Below are 17,013 nucleotides of genomic sequence, written 5' to 3'. Positions count from 1 at the left end.
CCCAGGGCGGGCCCGCGCGCGCGGCCCCCCCGGCGCCCCCCCACGGGCGCCGGGGGGGGGCCGGCGGGGGGGGGGGGGCCGCCGCCCCCCCCCCCCCGGCGGTGTCGCAGCGGTGTGCGTGGCGTCAGCCGTTCAGGCCGAAGTTGCCGAAGGCCGGGTTGAGCAGGCCGATCACGTTGACGGTGTTGCCGACCACGTTCACCGGCACGTGGACCGGCACCTGCACGAGGTTGCCGCTGGCAACGCCCGGGGAGTGGGTCGCGACACCGTGGGCGCCCGCACCACTGTGACCGGTGGCAGAAGCCGCGCCGGCACCGGCGGCGATGATGCCACCGGCGATCATGGTGACGGCAGCGGCCTTCTTCAGGTTCTTCACTTCAGGATCCTCCTAGCGTCGCTGCGGCCAGCCGCCGCAGCATCGTGGAGAACGCCCCGGCGCCGGAGAGGATGCGCCGTTCGAGTGACATACACCCGACAGTATGAATCTCAGCCCGGCGGGCGGGCGGCCGGCCGGTGCGGCCGCCCGGTCAGCCCGCCGCCCCGTGCCGGACCGCCCAGAGCGCGGCCTGGGTGCGGTCCGAGAGATCCAGCTTCATCAGAATGTTCGAGACGTGTGTCTTGACCGTCTTCTCGGAGAGCACCAGGGCCCGCGCGATCTCCCGGTTGGAGCGGCCGTCGGCGATGAGGCCCAGTACTTCGCGCTCCCGTTCCGTGAGGGTGCTCCCCCGGCCCGTACCGCTGCCCGGGTCGTCCTGGGCGAGCAGCGCTCCCGCCACTTCCGGCTGGAGCAGGACGTGCCCCGCGTACACCGAGCGGATGGCGCCCGCCAGCGCGTCCGGGTCGACGTCCTTGTAGACGTACCCCGAGGCGCCCGCGCGCAGAGCGGGAACGACGGTGCGCTGTTCGGTGAAGCTGGTGACGATCAGCACCTTGGCCGGGTTCTCCAGCTCCCGGAGCCTGCGCAGCGCCTCGATGCCGTCGGTGCCGGGCATCTTGATGTCCATGAGCACCACGTCGGGGCGCAGCTCCTCGGTCCTGGCCACTCCCTCGGCTCCGTCGGAGGCCTCTCCCACGACCTCCATGTCGTCCTGGATCTCCAGGAACGTACGCAGACCGCGGCGGACCACCTGATGGTCGTCGACCAGCAGCACCCTGATGATCCTGTCAGCCACCGGGTACCTCCATCTCGATCGTGGTGCCCTTGCCGGGCGCCGATTCAACGGTGAGCTCTCCGCCGACGCCGCTCGCGCGGTCCCGCATGGAGACGAGGCCCAGATGCCGTCCCGCCCGGCGGGTGGCCGTCGGCTCGAAACCGCAGCCGTCGTCGGCGATCCGGAGCACCGTGCCGCCGGCGCCGCCCCGTACGAGCGTGACGTCCACGCGGGCGGCTCCCGAGTGGCGCAGGGCGTTGTGCAGGGCCTCCTGGGAGACCCTGAGCAGCGCTTCCTCCTGTGAGGCGGGCAGTGCCCGCACGCCCAGGCTCTCGAAGGTGACCCGGGCCGTGTGGGCGCGGTCCAGGACCTGGATCTGGGTACGGAGGGTGGCGATCAGGCCGTCCTCGTCGAGTGCGGCGGGGCGCAGTTCGACCACGGCCGCCCGCAGCTCGTCCACCGCCTCCGCCGCGAGGGCCGCGACCTGCTGGAGTTCGCCCTTGGCGCGGACCGGGTCACGGTCGACCAGCGTGGCGGCGGCCTGGGCGGTGAGGCGCAGGGAGAACAACTTCTGGCTGACCGCGTCGTGCAGCTCGTGGGCGAGGCGGGAGCGCTCCTCGGCGATGGTGAGCTCGCGGCTGCGCTCGTAGAGCCGGGCATTGGTCAGGGCGATCGCCGCGTGCTGGGCGAGGATCCCGAGCAGTTCCTCGTCGTCGGCGGTGAATCCGCAGCTGCCCTCGGGCTTCGGGCAGCGCTTGTTGGCGAGGAAGAGGGCGCCGATGGTCTCGTCGCCGTCCCTGATGGGCAGGCCGAGGAAGTCGGACATGTCGGGGTGGGCGGACGGCCAGCCCCCGAAGCGCGGGTCCTCGCGGACGTCGGCGAGACGCTCGGGCCTCGCCTCGTGCAGCATCGCGGCGAGGATGCCGTGCTGCCGGGGAAGCGGGCCGATGGCCTTCCACTGTTCGTCGCTCACGCCGTCGACGACGAACTGGGCGAAGCCGCCGTGGTCGTCCGGGACCCCGAGCGCCGCGTACTCGGCGTCGAGCAGCTCGCGGGCCGAGGTGACGATCGTCTTCAGGACGTCCCGTGTTTCCAGGTGCCGGCTCATGGCGAGCAGTGCGGCGCTCACTGCGGCAAGGCCGCCCGCCGGTGGGCGATGACTCATGGGCCTCACCGTACCGGCGGGTCACAGCCCCCGTATCGGCCTGTGGACGGCCGGTGATTAGGGCGCAGGGACTAGGTCCTCCGGGTCGGATCGTGCCGGGCCCGCGGTGCCGGGTGCGGGAACCGGGATGTGGAGCCTCACACTCCGAATTGCTGCAGCAACGGTTGGTGAGATTGGTACGCGGCCGATGTGAGGCCGCGCATAGGACCTGGGTCACTTACGAAGTCACCTAGTGGACAAATAAGGGCGATATGGGCGCTATATGGGCAGGAACGAACCCGGATCGAGACCTGTGATCCGGGCCCGTGACCACTACCCGGCTTCGTACGTCACACCTTTGCCACACCATTTTGCGGTCGCTAAGAATTGCAATCGTCCCCGACGGAGATGCGATGCCGCTTCCCGTCTTCGTCCTCCGTGAGGACTTCCGCGATTCGAAGAGGTACCTGCATGTCCGCGTCCAGCATTCCCGGCCGTCTCCGTCGCATGAACAAGACCCAGAAGCTTTCCGTCGCCGGTATATCCGCCGTCGCCGCCGCTGCGCTCTCGTTGTCGCTGGTGCCCGGTAACGCCGAGGCCGAGACCGAGCCGCAGGCCATCTCCGGCGCCCCTGTCGTCTTCGCGTCGGCCGCCGGCTCCTCGCAGGCCAAGACGATCCAGGCCAGCGTCATCGAGCAGCACTCCACCGCCGAGCAGCTGATCAAGGCGTCCGACGCCGCGAAGGCCAAGAAGGCCAAGGCCGCCTCGAAGGCGAAGGCAAAGAAGGCCGAGGCGAAGGCTCACGCCAAGTCCAAGGCCAAGGCGAAGGCCAAGAAGGCCGCGGCCAAGCGCGGCAAGCAGGGCGCCAGCCGCTCCGAGTCCCGTACCCCCGTCTTCTCGAACAACCTGGACGGCTGGATCAAGGAGTCCCTGGCCATCATGAAGGCCAAGGGCATCCCGGGCACCTACGACGGCCTGCACCGCAACATCATCCGCGAGTCCAGCGGCAACCCGAAGGCCATCAACGACTGGGACGTCAACGCGGTCAACGGTGTCCCGTCGAAGGGCCTGCTCCAGATCATCAAGCCCACCTTCGACGCCTACCACGTCGGCGGTACCCCCCACAACCAGTACGACCCGGTCGCCAACATCACCGCGTCGGCCAACTACGCCGCCGACAAGTACGGCTCGATCGACAACGTCAACAGCGCGTACTGAGTCCACTCCGGTACGCCGTGACACACGCCGAAGGGCGGCACCCCGTGCGGGGTGCCGCCCTTCGGCGTCGTACGGCGCGCGGCCGCGAGGCGGCGGCTACTTGCGCATCACCTCGGGCTCGTGGCGGCGCAGCAGCCGCGCGACCGCGAACCCGCAGATGACACCGAGGAAGACCAGCACCCCGATGTTGATCCCCCACTGGCTCGCCGTGTGCTCCCACAGCGGGTCCAGGTCGGTGGGGTTCTTCTGGTCCCACGGCGGCATGAGGTGGGCGAGGTCGAGTGTCGAGCCCGCGGCCGCGATGGCCCAGCGGGACGGCATCAGCCAGGCGAACTGCTCCAGGCCGAGCGATCCGTAGACCTGGAAGAGGATGCCGGTGAAGACGACCTGGACGATCGCGAACATGACCAGCAGCGGCATGGTCTTCTCGGAGGTCTTCACCAGCGAGGAGATGACCAGGCCGAACATCATCGAGGTGAAGCCGAGCGCGATGATCGTCACGCAGAGCTCGACGGCCGGCGGCATGATCAGGCCCTCCGCCGGCAGATCGCGGGTGGCGAAGCCGATGCCGCAGATGATGACGCCCTGGACGGCCGTGATCAGGCCGAGCACGATCACCTTGGACATCAGGTAGGCGGAACGGGAGAGGCCGGTGGCCCGTTCCCGTTCGTAGATCACCCGTTCCTTGATCAGCTCTCGTACGGAGTTGGCTGCACCGGAGAACGTCATGCCGATCACCAGGATCAGCATGATCGTTCCGGCGTCGCTGTTGAACCGGGACGGCGGTTTGGGCGGGGCCAGGCCGAAGTCGGCCGGAATGACCACGCTGACCACACCGAGCACCGCGGGCAGGATCACCATCAGGCCCATGAAGCCCTTGTCCGAGGCGATCACCGACACATAGCGGCGCATCAGCGTCCACAGCTGCGCCCCCCAGCCCTGCGGCTTCGGCGGGCGCATCTGCTGGTGCGGCGGCATGTGCACGGACTGCGCGGCGACGGAGTCGATGTCCGCGGCGTACATCTGGTAGTGCTGCGAACCGCGCCAGCGGCCCGCCCAGTCGTAGTCGCGGTAGTTCTCGAACGCGGAGAAGACGTCGGCCCAGGTGCTGTAACCGAAGAAGTTGAGCGCCTCCTCCGGCGGGCCGAAGTAGGCCACCGCACCGCCGGGCGCCATCACCAGGAGCTTGTCGCAGATGGCCAGCTCGGCGACCGAGTGCGTGACGACCAGGACGGTACGGCCGTCGTCGGCCAGACCGCGCAGCAGCTGCATGACGTCGCGGTCCATGCCCGGGTCGAGGCCGGACGTCGGCTCGTCCAGGAATATCAGCGACGGCTTGGTGAGCAGCTCCAGGGCCACCGAGACCCGCTTGCGCTGGCCGCCGGAGAGCGAGGTGACCTTCTTGTCCTTGTGGATGTCGAGCTTGAGCTCGGCGAGGACTTCCAGGATCCGGGACTGGCGCTCGGCCTCGGTGGTGTCCGCGGGGAAGCGGAGTTTGGCCGCGTACTTGAGGGCCTTGGTGACCGTGAGTTCCTTGTGCAGGATGTCGTCCTGCGGGACGAGACCGATGCGCTGGCGCAGCTCGGCGAACTGCTTGTAGAGGTTCCGGTTGTCGTAGAGGACGTCGCCCTGGTCGGCGGGCCGGTAGCCGGTAAGCGCCTTGAGCAGGGTGGACTTGCCGGAGCCGGACGGGCCGATGACGCCGATCAGCGACTTCTCCGGGACGCCGAACGAGACGTCCTTGAGGATCTGCTTGCCGCCGTCGACCGTCACCGTGAGGTGGCGGGCGGCGAAGGAGACCGCACCGGTGTCGACGAATTCCTCGAGCCGGTCGCCCACGATCCGGAACGTCGAGTGACCGACACCGACGATGTCGTTCGCGCCGATGAGCGCGGAGCCGGACTTGGAGAGCGGCTGGCCGTTGACGTACGTGCCGTTGTGGGATCCGAGGTCACGGATCTCGAAGCGGCCGTCGGGCGTCGCGTGGAACTCGGCGTGGTTGCGCGAGACCTGGAGGTCGGAGACGACCAGCTCGTTCTCCAGCGCACGGCCGATGCGCATCACCCGGCCGAGCGCCATCTGGTGGAACGTGGTCGGGCTCCGGTCGCCGTAGACCGGTGACGCCCCCGCCGCGCCGCCGGCCCCGCCACTCCCGGGGTTGTTCGCCATGCCCTGCTGCGGAACGTGGGGCTGCTGCTGCGCCTGGGGCGCCTGCTGCCAGGCCTGCGGCTGCTGGCCCTGTCCCTGTCCCTGGTGCTGCCCCTGGCCGGGAACCTGCTGCCGGCCGGGGTTCTGCTGCTGGCCCGGCCAGCCGGGTCCGCCCTGCTGCGGCTGCTGCGGCGGGGTCTGCTGTGGCTGCTGGACCGGGGCCTGGGCCTGGGCGCCCGCGGCGGCCTGTCCGCTGTGCACACCGGCCGAGGCGGCGCTGAGACCGAGCCGGGGCCCGTCGGTGGCGTTGCCCAGATTCACGGCGGAGCCGGGCCCGATCTCCATCTGGTGGATTCGCTGGCCCTGCACGTAGGTGCCGTTGGTGCTGCCGTGGTCCTCGATGAACCAACCCCGGCCGTTCCAGCTGATCGTGGCGTGCCGCCACGACACCCTGGCGTCGTCGATCGTCATGTCCCCCTGCGGATCACGTCCGAGGGTGTACGACCTGGACGGATCGAGCGTCCAGGTCCTGCCATTCAATTCCAGTACGAGTTCCGGCACTCCGCGCCCCACTAGTTGTCCCCCGATTACCCCCGTCGCAGGGAGTCTAGGGATGCTGAACATCGTGGCGAACTATTCCAGGAGCAGTCCCCAATACGAAAGCCGGGCGGGGGTTTGACCCTGCCGAGACCTGCACTGTTATGGCTTTGACGCCAACAAAACGGTCATCTACCGACACAACTGGCCATGAACGATTGCGGATCGTGCTGAATTATCTGGTTGGGGGTGTCGGGGCGGACTGTCCGGCACTCGGGACGGACCGCCGGTGGCGCGTCGTGGACCGATACGGTGGGGGCACCATGAGCGCATCTCAGCCACCTCAGTCCTCGCAGTCTCCTGAGTCCCCTGAGTCACGTCAGGGCATCGACGCACCGACCCTTCTCGTGAAGATCTTCGGGAAGGACCGTCCCGGTATCACCGCCGGGCTGTTCGACACCCTCGCCGCCTACTCGGTCGATGTCGTCGACATCGAGCAGGTCGTCACCCGTGGCCGCATCGTCCTCTGCGTCCTGGTCACCTCGCCGGTCGCGGGCGGTACCACCGAGGGCGATCTGCGGGCCACCGTGCACAGCTGGGCCGAGTCGCTGAAACTGCAGGCCGAGATCATCTCCGGCACGGGCGACAACCGCCCCCGCGGCGACGGCCGCTCCCACGTGACGGTGCTCGGGCACCCGCTGACCGCGGAGTCGACCGCCGCCATAGCGGCAAGCATCACCTCGACCGGCGGGAACATCGACCGGATCTTCCGGCTGGCCAAGTATCCGGTCACGGCGGTCGAGTTCGCGGTGTCCGGCACCGGGACCGAGGAGCTGCGGACCGCGCTGGCCACCGAGGCCGCCGAGATCGGCGTCGACGTGGCCGTGGTCTCGGCCGGGCTGAGCCGCCGCGCGCAGCGGCTCGTCGTGATGGACGTCGACTCGACGCTCATCCAGGACGAGGTCATCGAGCTGTTCGCGGCCCACGCCGGCTGCGAGGCGGAGGTCGCCGAGGTCACCGAGCAGGCGATGCGCGGCGAACTCGACTTCGAGCAGTCGCTGCACGCACGGGTGGCGCTGCTGGCGGGCCTCGACGTGTCGGTGGTGGAGAAGGTGCGCGCCGAGGTACGGCTGACGCCGGGCGCCCGCACCCTGATCCGTACGCTGAAGCGGCTCGGCTACCAAGTAGGCGTCGTCTCCGGCGGGTTCACGCAGGTGACGGACGATCTCAAAGAGCGGCTGGGGCTCGACTTCGCCTCTGCCAACACGCTGGAGATCGTCGACGGACGGCTCACCGGCCGGGTGACCGGACCGATCGTCGACCGGGCCGGCAAGGCCCGGCTGCTGCGCAGCTTCGCCGCGGAGGCCGGGGTGCCGCTGGCACAGACCGTCGCGATCGGTGACGGGGCCAACGACCTGGACATGCTGAACACCGCGGGGCTCGGCGTCGCCTTCAACGCCAAGCCCGTGGTCCGCAGGGCCGCGCACACGGCGGTGAACGTGCCGTTCCTGGACACCGTGCTCTATCTGCTCGGCATCACCCGCGAGGAGGTCGAGGCCGCCGACGGTCTCGTCGAGTAGGGATCCGGCGTCGGGGCGGTGCGCCCCGGACAGCACGGAGGGCCCCGGTGCGCAAGCGGAAGCTCGCGCGCCGGGGCCCTCTTCATGAGCCGGTGCGGCACGGTGCCTGCCGCCGGTCGTCAGTCATCGGTTCCCGACCGTCGGTTGTCGACCGTCAGCCGTGAGTCGTCAGTCGTCAGTCGCCAGTCGTGAGTCGCCAGTCGTGAGTCGTCAGTCGTTCGGAGTCCAGTACTCGGTGAGCTTGCCGGTACCGTGCTCCACGCTCTTCCAGTTGCCGGAGAACTCGACCACGGCGAACGCCGCGGTCGGGAAGCCGCCGCGGTTCATCCGGGCCAGGGCATCGCCCTCGGACGCGCCCGAGAGGGCGTCGGCGAGCGCGTGCATACCCGGGTTGTGGGCGATCACCAACAGGTTGCGGACCTCGTCGGGGGTCTCGTTGACCAGGGCGATCAGCTCGCCGAGCGAGGCCTCGTACAACCGCTCCTCGTACACGGTCCTGGGCCGCTCCGGCATCTCGTGCACGGCCAGCTTCCAGGTCTCGCGCGTCCTGGCGGCGGTGGAGCAGAGAGCCAGATCGAAGGCGATCCCGGAATCTACGAGTTTGCGGCCTGCCACGGGGGCGTCCTTGCGGCCGCGTTCCGCGAGGGGCCGCTCATGGTCGGAGTCCTGCGACCATTCCGCCTTTGCGTGCCTGAGAAGGACGATCCTGCGAGGTGTATCGACGCTCATACACCTCAGCTTCGCACGAATTGTGCCAGCTGGCGCAGGGTGTTGGAGTGCTGCTCCGCCACGGTCCGCGGCCGTCAGCGGGTCAGCAGGTCCACGATTCGCTCGAGCAACTGGCCCAGCGCCGGATCGCCCGTGGCCGCGTGCGCCTCCCCCGGTCCGAGGATCAGCAGCAGCAGCGCGCCGAAGGCGACAGCGGGCAGCGCGACGGCCCACCAGGGCAGCCGGATCTCGACACCGCCCGCATCCGGACGGGTGGACCGGGTGTGTGTACGGGCCGACATGTCCGCCTCCGGGGGTCATCGGGTCTGGTACCTGAGAACCTACGGATCCGGCTGCGCCCGGCCCATCCGGTGACCCACCCACTTCACCCTGACCCTGACCCCCTAGGGGATGGTGGGGCTAGCCCCACCACGCTCCCGCGCGGGCTACGGGGAGGCGAGGGTGGCGATGACCGCGATGACGATCGAGATCAGGACCATCGCCCCGAAGACGAGCAGGAGCTTCTTCTGGCCGTTCTGGGGATTCGGGTCGAGCACAGGAGACATGGACACAGTCTCGCATCTCAGCATTCGTCCTCGATCGTCCGGTCCCGGCCGGCCAGGATGCCCGCCGCCATCTGCGGCACCATCAGTGCCGCCATCAGGCCGATCGGCAGCCCCCAGCCGCCGCTGTGCTGGTAGAGCACGCCCACCAGGAGCGGGCCGGGGATCGAGATCAGGTAGCCGCAGGACTGGGCGAACGCGGACAGCCGGACCACTCCGGCGCCGCTGCGCGAACGCATGCTGATCATCGTGAGGGCGAGCGGGAAGGCGCAGTTCGAGATGCCCAGGAGCACCGCCCACGCCCAGGCCCCGCCGGACGGGGCGAGGAAGAGCCCCCCGTAGCCGATGAGGCCGCACGCGCCGAGGAAGACCACGATCGGGCCCTGGTTCCGCATCCGGGCCGCGACCCGGGGGATGACGAAGGCGAGCGGGACGCCCATCGCCATGGTGACGGCGAGCAGGACGCCCGCGGTGCCGGCCGAGACCCCGGCGTCGCGGAAGATCTGCGGCATCCAGCCCATGGTGATGTACGCGGCGGTGGCCTGGAGGCCGAAGAAGCAGGCGAGGGCCCAGGCGGTCCGGCTGCGGGTGATCCTGAGCTCCGGGACCCGCGCCTGCTGGGCGGAGGCCTGTCCGGGGGCGCCGCTGCGGTCCCGTACCAGCGGGATCCAGGGCAGGACCGCGGCGGCGGCGAGCACGGCCCAGATGCCGAGGCCGGCCTTCCAACTGCCGCCCATCGCCTCGGTCATGGGGACGGTCACGGCGGCGGCCAGCGAGGTGCCCAGGGCCAGGGCCATGGAGTAGAGGCCGGTCATGGAGCCGACCCGGTCCGGGAACCAGCGCTTGACGATCACCGGCATCAGGACGTTGCTCACGGCGATGCCCATCAGGGCGAGCGCGCTCGCCGCGAGGAAGCCGGCGGTGCCGCCGACGAGGGGCCTGATCACCAGCCCCGCGGTGATCGCGGTCATGCCCGCGCAGACGACCGCGCCGGGGCCGAAGCGGCGGGCCAGGCGCGGCGCCATGATGCCGAAGACCGCGAAGCACAGGGGCGGCACGGAGGTGAGGACGCCCGCGACGCTTCCGCTCATGTGCAGCCCGTCGCGCACCTCTTCGAGGAGGGCGCCGAGGCTGGTGATGGCGGGGCGGAGGTTGAGCGCGGTGAGGACGAGCCCGACGACGACCAGGCGGAGCAGCCACGGCGCGGGACCGGCCGGGGCGGTGGGGGCGTCGGTCCCGGGGGCCGCCGGGGTGGCGGGACTCAGCGTCCCGGTCGGGGTCTGGGGAGGGGTTTCGTCGTCACGCATGAGGCCATCATAGAATCATGGGATGATTGATTGTCCAATCCTCTTCGATCCTCTGAGAGCATGCGGACAACCCGAGAACGGCGGGACGCGGTCCCGCCCCCGGACATCCGAGCAAGGAGCACCATGGCGCTGACGTCCCCGCGGCGTTCGGCACTCGCCGACCAGGTGATTGCCCAGCTGAGGAACCAGATCACCTCGGGCGAGTGGCCCGTGGGCTCGCGCATCCCCACCGAACCCGAGCTGGTCGAGCAGCTGGGGGTGGCCCGTAACACCGTCCGCGAGGCGGTGCGCGCGCTCGCGCACAACGGGCTGCTCGACATCCGGCAGGGTTCGGGCACCTATGTGGCCGCCACCAGCGAGCTGGCCGGGGTGATGCACCGGCGGTTCGCCGCCGCCGATCCGCGCCACGTCGCCGAGCTGCGCTCGACGCTGGAGTCGTCGGCCGCTCGGCTGGCCGCCGTCCGGCGCACCGACCGGGACCTGAAGCAGCTGGACGCGCTCATGCGGCGCCGGGAGGAGACCTGGAACGCGGGGGACGCCGAGGCCTTCGTGGCGGCGGACGCGACGCTGCACCTGGCCGTCGTGGCCGCCTCCCACAACGACGTGCTGACCGGGCTCTACGCCGACCTGGGTGATCTGCTGCGGGAACACGTCCGGGACGACGTCGGCCATGAGCTGCGGCCGGAGAACCACATGGACCACGGGCGGCTGGTCGAGGCGATCCGCGCCGGTGACGCGGAGACGGCGGCGGCCGAGGCCGCGGGCCACGCGCTGAGCTGCCTGGTGGACCGGGTCTGAGGCCCGCCCCGCGGGGAACACCGGGCGCGGCGGCCGGGGTCAGGACGCCGGGCGGGTCTCGTTCGAGTGGGTGACCCAGGCGGACCCGACCTCTTTCCAGCAGCGGTCGTCGAGCCGTACCGTCCGGCCCGGCCCGACGGCGACCGGCTTCGAGTCCGCGTCGATGTCCCACCAGCGGGCGCAGTCGGTGTGCAGCTGTACCCGGTCGGTGGACGGGTAGGGGTTGTGGCAGTAGGCGACGACCCGGGAGCCGTGGACCGCCGTACGGCACTCGGCGCCGGAGGGTTCGGGGTCCGGAGCCGGCGGTGCACCCGCGTCGGCGGCCCCGACGTGGCCCGCGGCGTACAGGGCACCCGGGACGAGCAGTCCGGCGACGACCGCGCAGGCCGTCAGCAGGGACCGGGTTCGGTGACGTGTGCCGCGCACAGCGATCTCCTCCCCTGGAGCCCTCCGCCCGGGGCCGGGGCGGGCTCACCGGCCCGTCACGCCCCGGACGGAAGGCACTCGGCCTGACCAGAAGTCCGGTTCCTCCACATTCTGCGGTGGATCCACCAGGTTTTCGACCTGAGCGCCGAGAGGCCGGGCGGGACACGGGAAACGGCCGCGCACCACCTCGGGAGAAGTGGTGCGCGGCCGTTTCCGGAGCGCTGTCGTACGGGACCGGGAGTCAGGCGCCGATCATGTGCACGCCACTGTCGACGTGGATGATCTCGCCCGTCGTCTTCGGGAAGAAGTCCGAGAGCAGCGCGACGATGGCGCGGCCGGCCGGCTCCGGGTCCGACATGTCCCAGGCCAGCGGCGCGCGGGTGTTCCACACCTCGGCGAGCTCGCCGAAGCCCGGGATGGACTTGGCGGCCATGGAGCCGAGCGGCCCGGCCGAGACCAGGTTGCAGCGGATGTTGTCCTTGCCCAGGTCACGGGCGAGGTAGCGGGAGGTGGCCTCCAGCGCGGCCTTCGTCGGGCCCATCCAGTCGTACTGCGGCCAGGCGAACTGCGCGTCGAAGGTGAGGCCGACGATCGAACCGCCCTCGCTCATCAGCGGCTTGCACGCCATGGCGAGCGACTTCAGCGAGAACGCCGAGACGTGCATCGCCGTGGAGACCGACTCGAAGGGGGTGTTGAGGAAGTTGCCGCCGAGCGCGTCCTGCGGCGCGAAGCCGATGGAGTGGACGACGCCGTCGAGCGAGCCGAGCTCGTCGCGCACCAGACCGGCCAGCCGGTCCAGGTGCTCGTTGTTGGTCACGTCCAGCTCGATGACCTTGGCCGGCTTGGGCAGCTTCTTGGCGATGCGCTCGGTCAGCGTGGGCCGCGGGAAGGCGGTCAGGATGATCTCCGCGCCCTGCTCCTGGGCCACCTTGGCGGCGTGGAACGCGATGGACGACTCCATCAGCACCCCGGAGATGAGGATGCGCTTGCCGTCGAGAATTCCGCTCATGGTGATCAGTGACCCATGCCCAATCCGCCGTCAACAGGGATGACGGCTCCAGTGATGTACGACGCGTCGTCGGAGGCGAGGAAACGCACCGCGGCGGCGATCTCCGCGGGCTGCGCGTAACGCGCGAGCGGCACCTGGGCGACGATGCCCTTTCGCTGCTCCTCGGTGAGCGCCTGCGTCATGTCGGTGTCGACGAAGCCGGGTGCGACGACGTTGAAGGTGATGTTCCGCGAGCCCAGCTCACGGGCGAGCGACCGGGCGAAGCCGACCAGGCCGGCCTTGGACGCGGCGTAGTTCGCCTGCCCCGCCGAGCCGAGGAGGCCGACGACGGAGGAGATGAGGACGACCCGGCCCTTCTTGGCGCGCAGCATCCCCCGGTTGGCGCGCTTGACGACCCGGAAGGTACCGGTGAGGTTGGTGTCGAGTACGGACGTGAAGTCCTCCTCGCTCATCCGCATCAGCAACTGGTCCTTGGTGATACCGGCGTTGGCGACCAGCACCTCCACATTGCCGTGCTGCTCCTCGATCACCTTGTAGGCCTGCTCCACCTGCTCGGCGTCGGTGATGTCGCAGCGCACCGCGAGAACACCGGCCTCGGTGAGGGCCCGGGGCGGCTCGCCGGAGCGGAAGGTGATCGCGACCTTGTCGCCGTTGTCGACGAAAGCGCGGGCGATGGCGAGGCCGATGCCCCGGTTTCCTCCGGTGACGAGAACCGAGCGGCTCAACGGATCACCCTTTCCATAGCTGTCTGGTTCCTCGAAAACCTATCGGTACCAGCCGCTTACCGAGGAATCGGCCTCTGACAGCGCCTTCCCCCGGGTGCTGTCGGGTTCCTACAGTGACGTTGCGGCCCGGCCCGCCTCCGCCCGGCAGTGCCCCCGGCCACAATTCGGCTGTGACGCTCCTTCGGCCATGCTTCACTGCCTCGTAAACGAACCGAGGGTATGTGACGCAGAGGAGAGGCCGCTCGTGCCCCATGAGGTAGATCAGTCGTTCCTGGCCCTTCCGCTGAGGCCGCTCGCCGACGCGGCGCTCGCCCGCGCCCGGGCGCTCGGGGCCGTGCACGCCGACTTCCGCTTCGAGCGGGTGCGCAGCGCCACCTGGCGGCTGCGGGACGCCCGCCCGGCCGGGGCGTCGGACAGCACCGACCTCGGGTACGCGGTGCGGGTGGTGCACGGCGGGGCCTGGGGGTTCGCCTCCGGGGTGGATCTGACGATGGACGCGGCGGCGAGGGTGGCCTCGCAGGCCGTCGCCATGGCGAAGCTGTCGGCGAAGGTGATCGCGGCTGCGGGTTCCGACGAGCGCGTGGAGCTGGCGGACGAGCCGGTGCACGGGGAGCGGAGCTGGGTCTCCGCGTACGACGTCGACCCCTTCGACGTGCCGGCCGGGGAGAAGGCGGGACTGCTCGCCGAGTGGAGCGCCCGGCTGCTGGCCGCGAAGGGCGTGGCGCATGTGGACGCCTCGCTGATGACCGTCCACGAGAACAAGTTCTACGCGGACACGGCCGGCACGGTCACCACGCAGCAGCGGGTGCGGCTGCATCCGCAGTTCACCGCGGTGGCGGTGGACGCGACGAGCGGTGAGTTCGACTCGATGCGCACGATCGCGCCGCCGGCCGGTCGCGGCTGGGAGTACCTGACCGGCACCGGCTGGGACTGGGACGCGGAGCTGGAGCGGATTCCGGGGCTGCTGGCCGAGAAGATGCGGGCGCCGAGCGTCGAGGCGGGAACGTACGACCTGGTCGTCGACCCGTCGAACCTGTGGCTGACCATCCACGAGTCGATCGGCCACGCCACGGAGCTGGACCGGGCGCTGGGCTACGAGGCGGCGTACGCCGGGACCTCGTTCGCCACCTTCGACAAGCTCGGCAAGCTGGCGTACGGCTCCCCCGTGATGAACGTGACCGGCGACCGGACGGCCGAGCACGGGCTGGCGACGATCGGCTACGACGACGAGGGCGTCGAGGCCCAGTCGTGGGACCTGGTGAAGGACGGCACGCTGGTCGGCTACCAGCTGGACCGCCGGATCGCGAAGCTGACGGATCTGGGCCGGTCCAACGGGTGCGCCTACGCGGACTCCCCGGGCCACGTCCCCGTGCAGCGCATGGCGAACGTGTCGCTGGCGCCCGATCCCGGCGGACTGTCCACGGAGGACCTGATCGGCGGCGTCGAGCGCGGGATCTACGTGGTCGGCGACCGTTCGTGGTCCATCGATATGCAGAGGTACAACTTCCAGTTCACCGGGCAGCGCTTCTTCCGGATCGAGAACGGCAGGCTCGCCGGGCAGCTGCGCGATGTCGCCTACCAGGCGACGACGACGGACTTCTGGGGCTCGATGGAGAAGGTCGGCGGTCCGCAGACCTATGTCCTGGGCGGCGCCTTCAACTGCGGCAAGGCCCAGCCCGGCCAGGTCGCGGCCGTCTCGCACGGCTGCCCCTCCGCCCTCTTCCGAGGCGTGAACATCCTCAACACGACGCAGGAGGCCGGACGATGAGCCGCGTGCACGGAACCGGCCGGGGGTCCGGGGGTCGTCCCCCGGGCCGGCACAGTCTCAACACGACGCAGGAGGCCGGACGATGAGCCGCGTCAGCAAGCCGCACGAGATCGTCGAGCGCGCTCTCGAACTGTCCACCGCCGACGGCTGTGTGGTCATCGCCGACGAGGAGTCGTCGGCCAATCTGCGCTGGGCGGGCAACGCGCTCACCACGAACGGGGTGACCCGGGGCCGGACCCTGACCGTCATCGCCACGGTCGACGGGGCCGAGGGCGCCGCGTCCGGGGTCGTGTCCCGGGCCGCCGTCACCGCGGCGGACCTGGAGCCGCTGGTGCGGGCCGCCGAGGCCGCCGCGCGCGGCGCCGGTCCGGCCGAGGACGCGCAGCCGCTGGTCACCGGGGTGCCGGCCTCCCCCGACTTCACGGACGCGCCGGCGGAGACGGACTCCGATGTGTTCGCGGCGTTCGCCCCCGCGCTCGGTGACGCCTTCGCGCGGGCCAGGGCCGGTGGCCGGGAGCTCTACGGCTTCGCGAACCACGAGATGACCTCGACCTACCTCGGTACGTCGACCGGGCTGCGGCTGCGCCACGACCAGCCGAACGGGACGCTGGAGCTGAACGCCAAATCGCCCGACCGCTCGCGCTCGGCCTGGGCGGGGCGGGCGACCCGCGACTTCAAGGACGTCGACCCGGCGGAGCTGGACGCCGAGCTGGCCCGCCGGCTCGGCTGGGCGGAGCGCCGTATCGAGCTGCCGGCCGGCCGGTACGAGACGCTGCTGCCGCCGACCGCCGTCGCCGATCTGCTGATCTACCAGCTGTGGTCCTCGACCGCCCGGGACGCGGCCGAGGGCCGGACGGTGTTCTCCACGCCCGGCGGCGGCACCCGGCTCGGCGAGACGCTGTCCCCGCTGCCGCTGACGCTGTGCAGCGACCCGCACGCGCCGGGCCTCGAATCGGCGCCCTTCGTCGTCGCGCACTCCTCCGGGGACTGCGGTTCGGTCTTCGACAACGGGCTGCCGCTGACCCGCACCGACTGGATCAGGGACGGCCGCCTCGATCAGCTGACGACCACCCGGCACACGGCCGGCCTGACCGGGCTGCCGCTCGCCCCGGCCATCGACAACCTGGTCCTGGAGGGCGGCGGCGAGCGGTCGCTGGAGGAGATGGTGGCCGCCACGACCGGCCCCGCCCTGCTGCTGACCTGCATGTGGTACATCCGCGAGGTCGATCCGGCGACGCTGCTGCTGACCGGGCTGACCCGCGACGGGGTGTATCTCGTGGAGGGCGGCGAGGTGGTCGGTGAGGTGAACAACTTCCGCTTCAACGAGTCCCCGGTGGACCTGCTGTCGCGGGCCACCGAGGCGGGGCGCACCGAGAAGACGCTGCCGCGCGAGTGGGGCGACTGGTTCACCCGGGCCGCGATGCCCGCACTGCGCATCCCGGACTTCAACATGAGCTCGGTGAGCCGGGGCGTGTGACCCGCCTAACTTGATCTTTAACCACGGAGACCGAACGAGTCCTCGTACTTGATCACTCGGACTGGTAACTGCCATACACGCAGACGGCCTTCGGCTGAGCATGTGATCCGACCAAGGAACACACAAGCTCAGCACGAAGGCCGTGAGGATGAGTCTGTCGCATCACGCTGTCCGGCAGGATCTGTTGGCGGGACTGTCACGCTTCCGGGGTGAGTTCTATTCCTGTCTGGCCAAGCGTGCGGATGCGCTGTTCGAACTCGCGGACGCGGTGTTGTGCGCGGATGGTCCGGTCCGGTCGCTGGTGGAACTGTCGCTGGTAGGCGAACACCGTCGTGGGCACGGCGGGCTCTACGGCGCCCTGTCCGCAGGCCGGGTCGATGTGGCCCGGCTGCGGCGGGCCCTGGCGGCGGTGCCGCTGCCGCGGGCGGTGGACGGCCGGCTGGTGCTGGCCGCC

The 17,013-nt window shown here is 70.4% G+C and carries 17 protein-coding genes; 6 read left to right on the top strand and 11 right to left on the bottom strand.

Annotated features, from left to right (window positions below; all coding sequences use genetic code 11):
* Positions 1 to 124: 124 nt before the first annotated feature.
* The 3 genes from ACGFU6_RS38195 to ACGFU6_RS38185 all read right to left on the bottom strand — a co-directional run bounded on the left by ACGFU6_RS38195 (position 125) and on the right by ACGFU6_RS38185 (position 2,316).
* Positions 125 to 376, bottom strand: a complete 252-nt coding sequence (locus ACGFU6_RS38195) for a chaplin family protein (RefSeq protein WP_123526882.1) — start codon at positions 374 to 376, stop codon at positions 125 to 127.
* Positions 377 to 527: 151 nt separating this feature from the next.
* Positions 528 to 1,172 (bottom strand): response regulator transcription factor, encoded by a 645-nt coding sequence (locus tag ACGFU6_RS38190; protein ID WP_123526881.1) that lies wholly within the window; start codon positions 1,170 to 1,172, stop codon positions 528 to 530.
* Complete coding sequence (locus tag ACGFU6_RS38185; RefSeq protein WP_393617162.1) at positions 1,165 to 2,316, bottom strand: GAF domain-containing sensor histidine kinase; 1,152 nt, start codon at positions 2,314 to 2,316, stop codon at positions 1,165 to 1,167. The genes ACGFU6_RS38190 and ACGFU6_RS38185 overlap by 8 nt, the downstream gene beginning before the upstream one ends.
* A gap of 450 nt (positions 2,317 to 2,766) precedes the next feature.
* On the opposite strand from ACGFU6_RS38185, the gene ACGFU6_RS38180 reads away from it, so the two are divergent.
* A complete protein-coding gene (locus ACGFU6_RS38180) occupies positions 2,767 to 3,513 on the top strand; it encodes a transglycosylase SLT domain-containing protein (protein WP_393617161.1) in 747 nt (248 codons plus the stop codon).
* A gap of 96 nt (positions 3,514 to 3,609) precedes the next feature.
* Here the strand turns inward: ACGFU6_RS38180 and ACGFU6_RS38175 are convergent, their stop codons facing one another.
* A complete protein-coding gene (locus tag ACGFU6_RS38175; protein ID WP_393617160.1) occupies positions 3,610 to 6,234 on the bottom strand; it encodes an FHA domain-containing protein in 2,625 nt (874 codons plus the stop codon).
* Between the two features lie 287 nt (positions 6,235 to 6,521).
* On the opposite strand from ACGFU6_RS38175, the gene serB reads away from it, so the two are divergent.
* Positions 6,522 to 7,778, top strand: coding sequence for a phosphoserine phosphatase SerB (serB, locus tag ACGFU6_RS38170; RefSeq protein WP_393617159.1), 1,257 nt, complete (start codon positions 6,522 to 6,524; stop codon positions 7,776 to 7,778).
* Between the two features lie 210 nt (positions 7,779 to 7,988).
* Here serB and ACGFU6_RS38165 read toward each other — a convergent pair whose 3' ends face one another.
* The 4 genes from ACGFU6_RS38165 to ACGFU6_RS38150 all read right to left on the bottom strand — a co-directional run bounded on the left by ACGFU6_RS38165 (position 7,989) and on the right by ACGFU6_RS38150 (position 10,356).
* Positions 7,989 to 8,507, bottom strand: coding sequence for a SixA phosphatase family protein (locus tag ACGFU6_RS38165; protein ID WP_393617158.1), 519 nt, complete (start codon positions 8,505 to 8,507; stop codon positions 7,989 to 7,991).
* A gap of 74 nt (positions 8,508 to 8,581) precedes the next feature.
* Complete coding sequence (locus ACGFU6_RS38160; RefSeq protein ID WP_393617157.1) at positions 8,582 to 8,788, bottom strand: hypothetical protein; 207 nt, start codon at positions 8,786 to 8,788, stop codon at positions 8,582 to 8,584.
* A gap of 144 nt (positions 8,789 to 8,932) precedes the next feature.
* Entirely contained in the window at positions 8,933 to 9,043 is a 111-nt protein-coding gene (locus ACGFU6_RS38155) for an SGM_5486 family transporter-associated protein (protein ID WP_260147507.1), read from the bottom strand.
* 26 nt (positions 9,044 to 9,069) lie between these two features.
* Positions 9,070 to 10,356, bottom strand: a complete 1,287-nt coding sequence (locus ACGFU6_RS38150) for a CynX/NimT family MFS transporter (RefSeq protein WP_393617156.1) — start codon at positions 10,354 to 10,356, stop codon at positions 9,070 to 9,072.
* Positions 10,357 to 10,479: 123 nt separating this feature from the next.
* Here ACGFU6_RS38150 and ACGFU6_RS38145 point away from each other — a divergent pair, with 123 nt between their 5' ends.
* A complete protein-coding gene (locus ACGFU6_RS38145; protein ID WP_393617155.1) occupies positions 10,480 to 11,154 on the top strand; it encodes a FadR/GntR family transcriptional regulator in 675 nt (224 codons plus the stop codon).
* A gap of 39 nt (positions 11,155 to 11,193) precedes the next feature.
* Here the strand turns inward: ACGFU6_RS38145 and ACGFU6_RS38140 are convergent, their stop codons facing one another.
* The 3 genes from ACGFU6_RS38140 to fabG all read right to left on the bottom strand — a co-directional run bounded on the left by ACGFU6_RS38140 (position 11,194) and on the right by fabG (position 13,314).
* The gene (locus ACGFU6_RS38140) at positions 11,194 to 11,580 is read right to left on the bottom strand and encodes a hypothetical protein (RefSeq protein WP_393617154.1); all 387 of its coding nucleotides are present in this window, start codon (positions 11,578 to 11,580) and stop codon (positions 11,194 to 11,196) included.
* 241 nt (positions 11,581 to 11,821) lie between these two features.
* Complete coding sequence (gene fabI / locus ACGFU6_RS38135) at positions 11,822 to 12,589, bottom strand: enoyl-ACP reductase FabI (RefSeq protein WP_123526871.1); 768 nt, start codon at positions 12,587 to 12,589, stop codon at positions 11,822 to 11,824.
* 5 nt (positions 12,590 to 12,594) lie between these two features.
* A complete protein-coding gene (gene fabG / locus ACGFU6_RS38130) occupies positions 12,595 to 13,314 on the bottom strand; it encodes a 3-oxoacyl-[acyl-carrier-protein] reductase (protein ID WP_393617153.1) in 720 nt (239 codons plus the stop codon).
* Positions 13,315 to 13,558: 244 nt separating this feature from the next.
* On the opposite strand from fabG, the gene ACGFU6_RS38125 reads away from it, so the two are divergent.
* The 3 genes from ACGFU6_RS38125 to ACGFU6_RS38115 form a co-directional block, all read left to right on the top strand.
* Positions 13,559 to 15,082: a TldD/PmbA family protein gene (locus tag ACGFU6_RS38125; RefSeq protein ID WP_393617152.1), complete on the top strand. Its 1,524-nt coding sequence runs from the start codon at positions 13,559 to 13,561 to the stop codon at positions 15,080 to 15,082.
* 82 nt (positions 15,083 to 15,164) lie between these two features.
* Positions 15,165 to 16,559, top strand: coding sequence for a metallopeptidase TldD-related protein (locus tag ACGFU6_RS38120; RefSeq protein WP_393617151.1), 1,395 nt, complete (start codon positions 15,165 to 15,167; stop codon positions 16,557 to 16,559).
* Positions 16,560 to 16,707: 148 nt separating this feature from the next.
* Positions 16,708 to 17,013, top strand: a 306-nt coding sequence (locus tag ACGFU6_RS38115) for a transposase (protein ID WP_393617150.1), incomplete at its 3' end; no start/stop codon positions are given.

This window comes from Streptomyces sp. NPDC048462, assembly GCF_043200175.1.
Classification (GTDB): domain Bacteria; phylum Actinomycetota; class Actinomycetes; order Streptomycetales; family Streptomycetaceae; genus Streptomyces.
The sequence above is the reverse complement of the archived record's forward strand: the minus strand, read 5'-3'. Positions and strand labels throughout refer to the sequence as shown.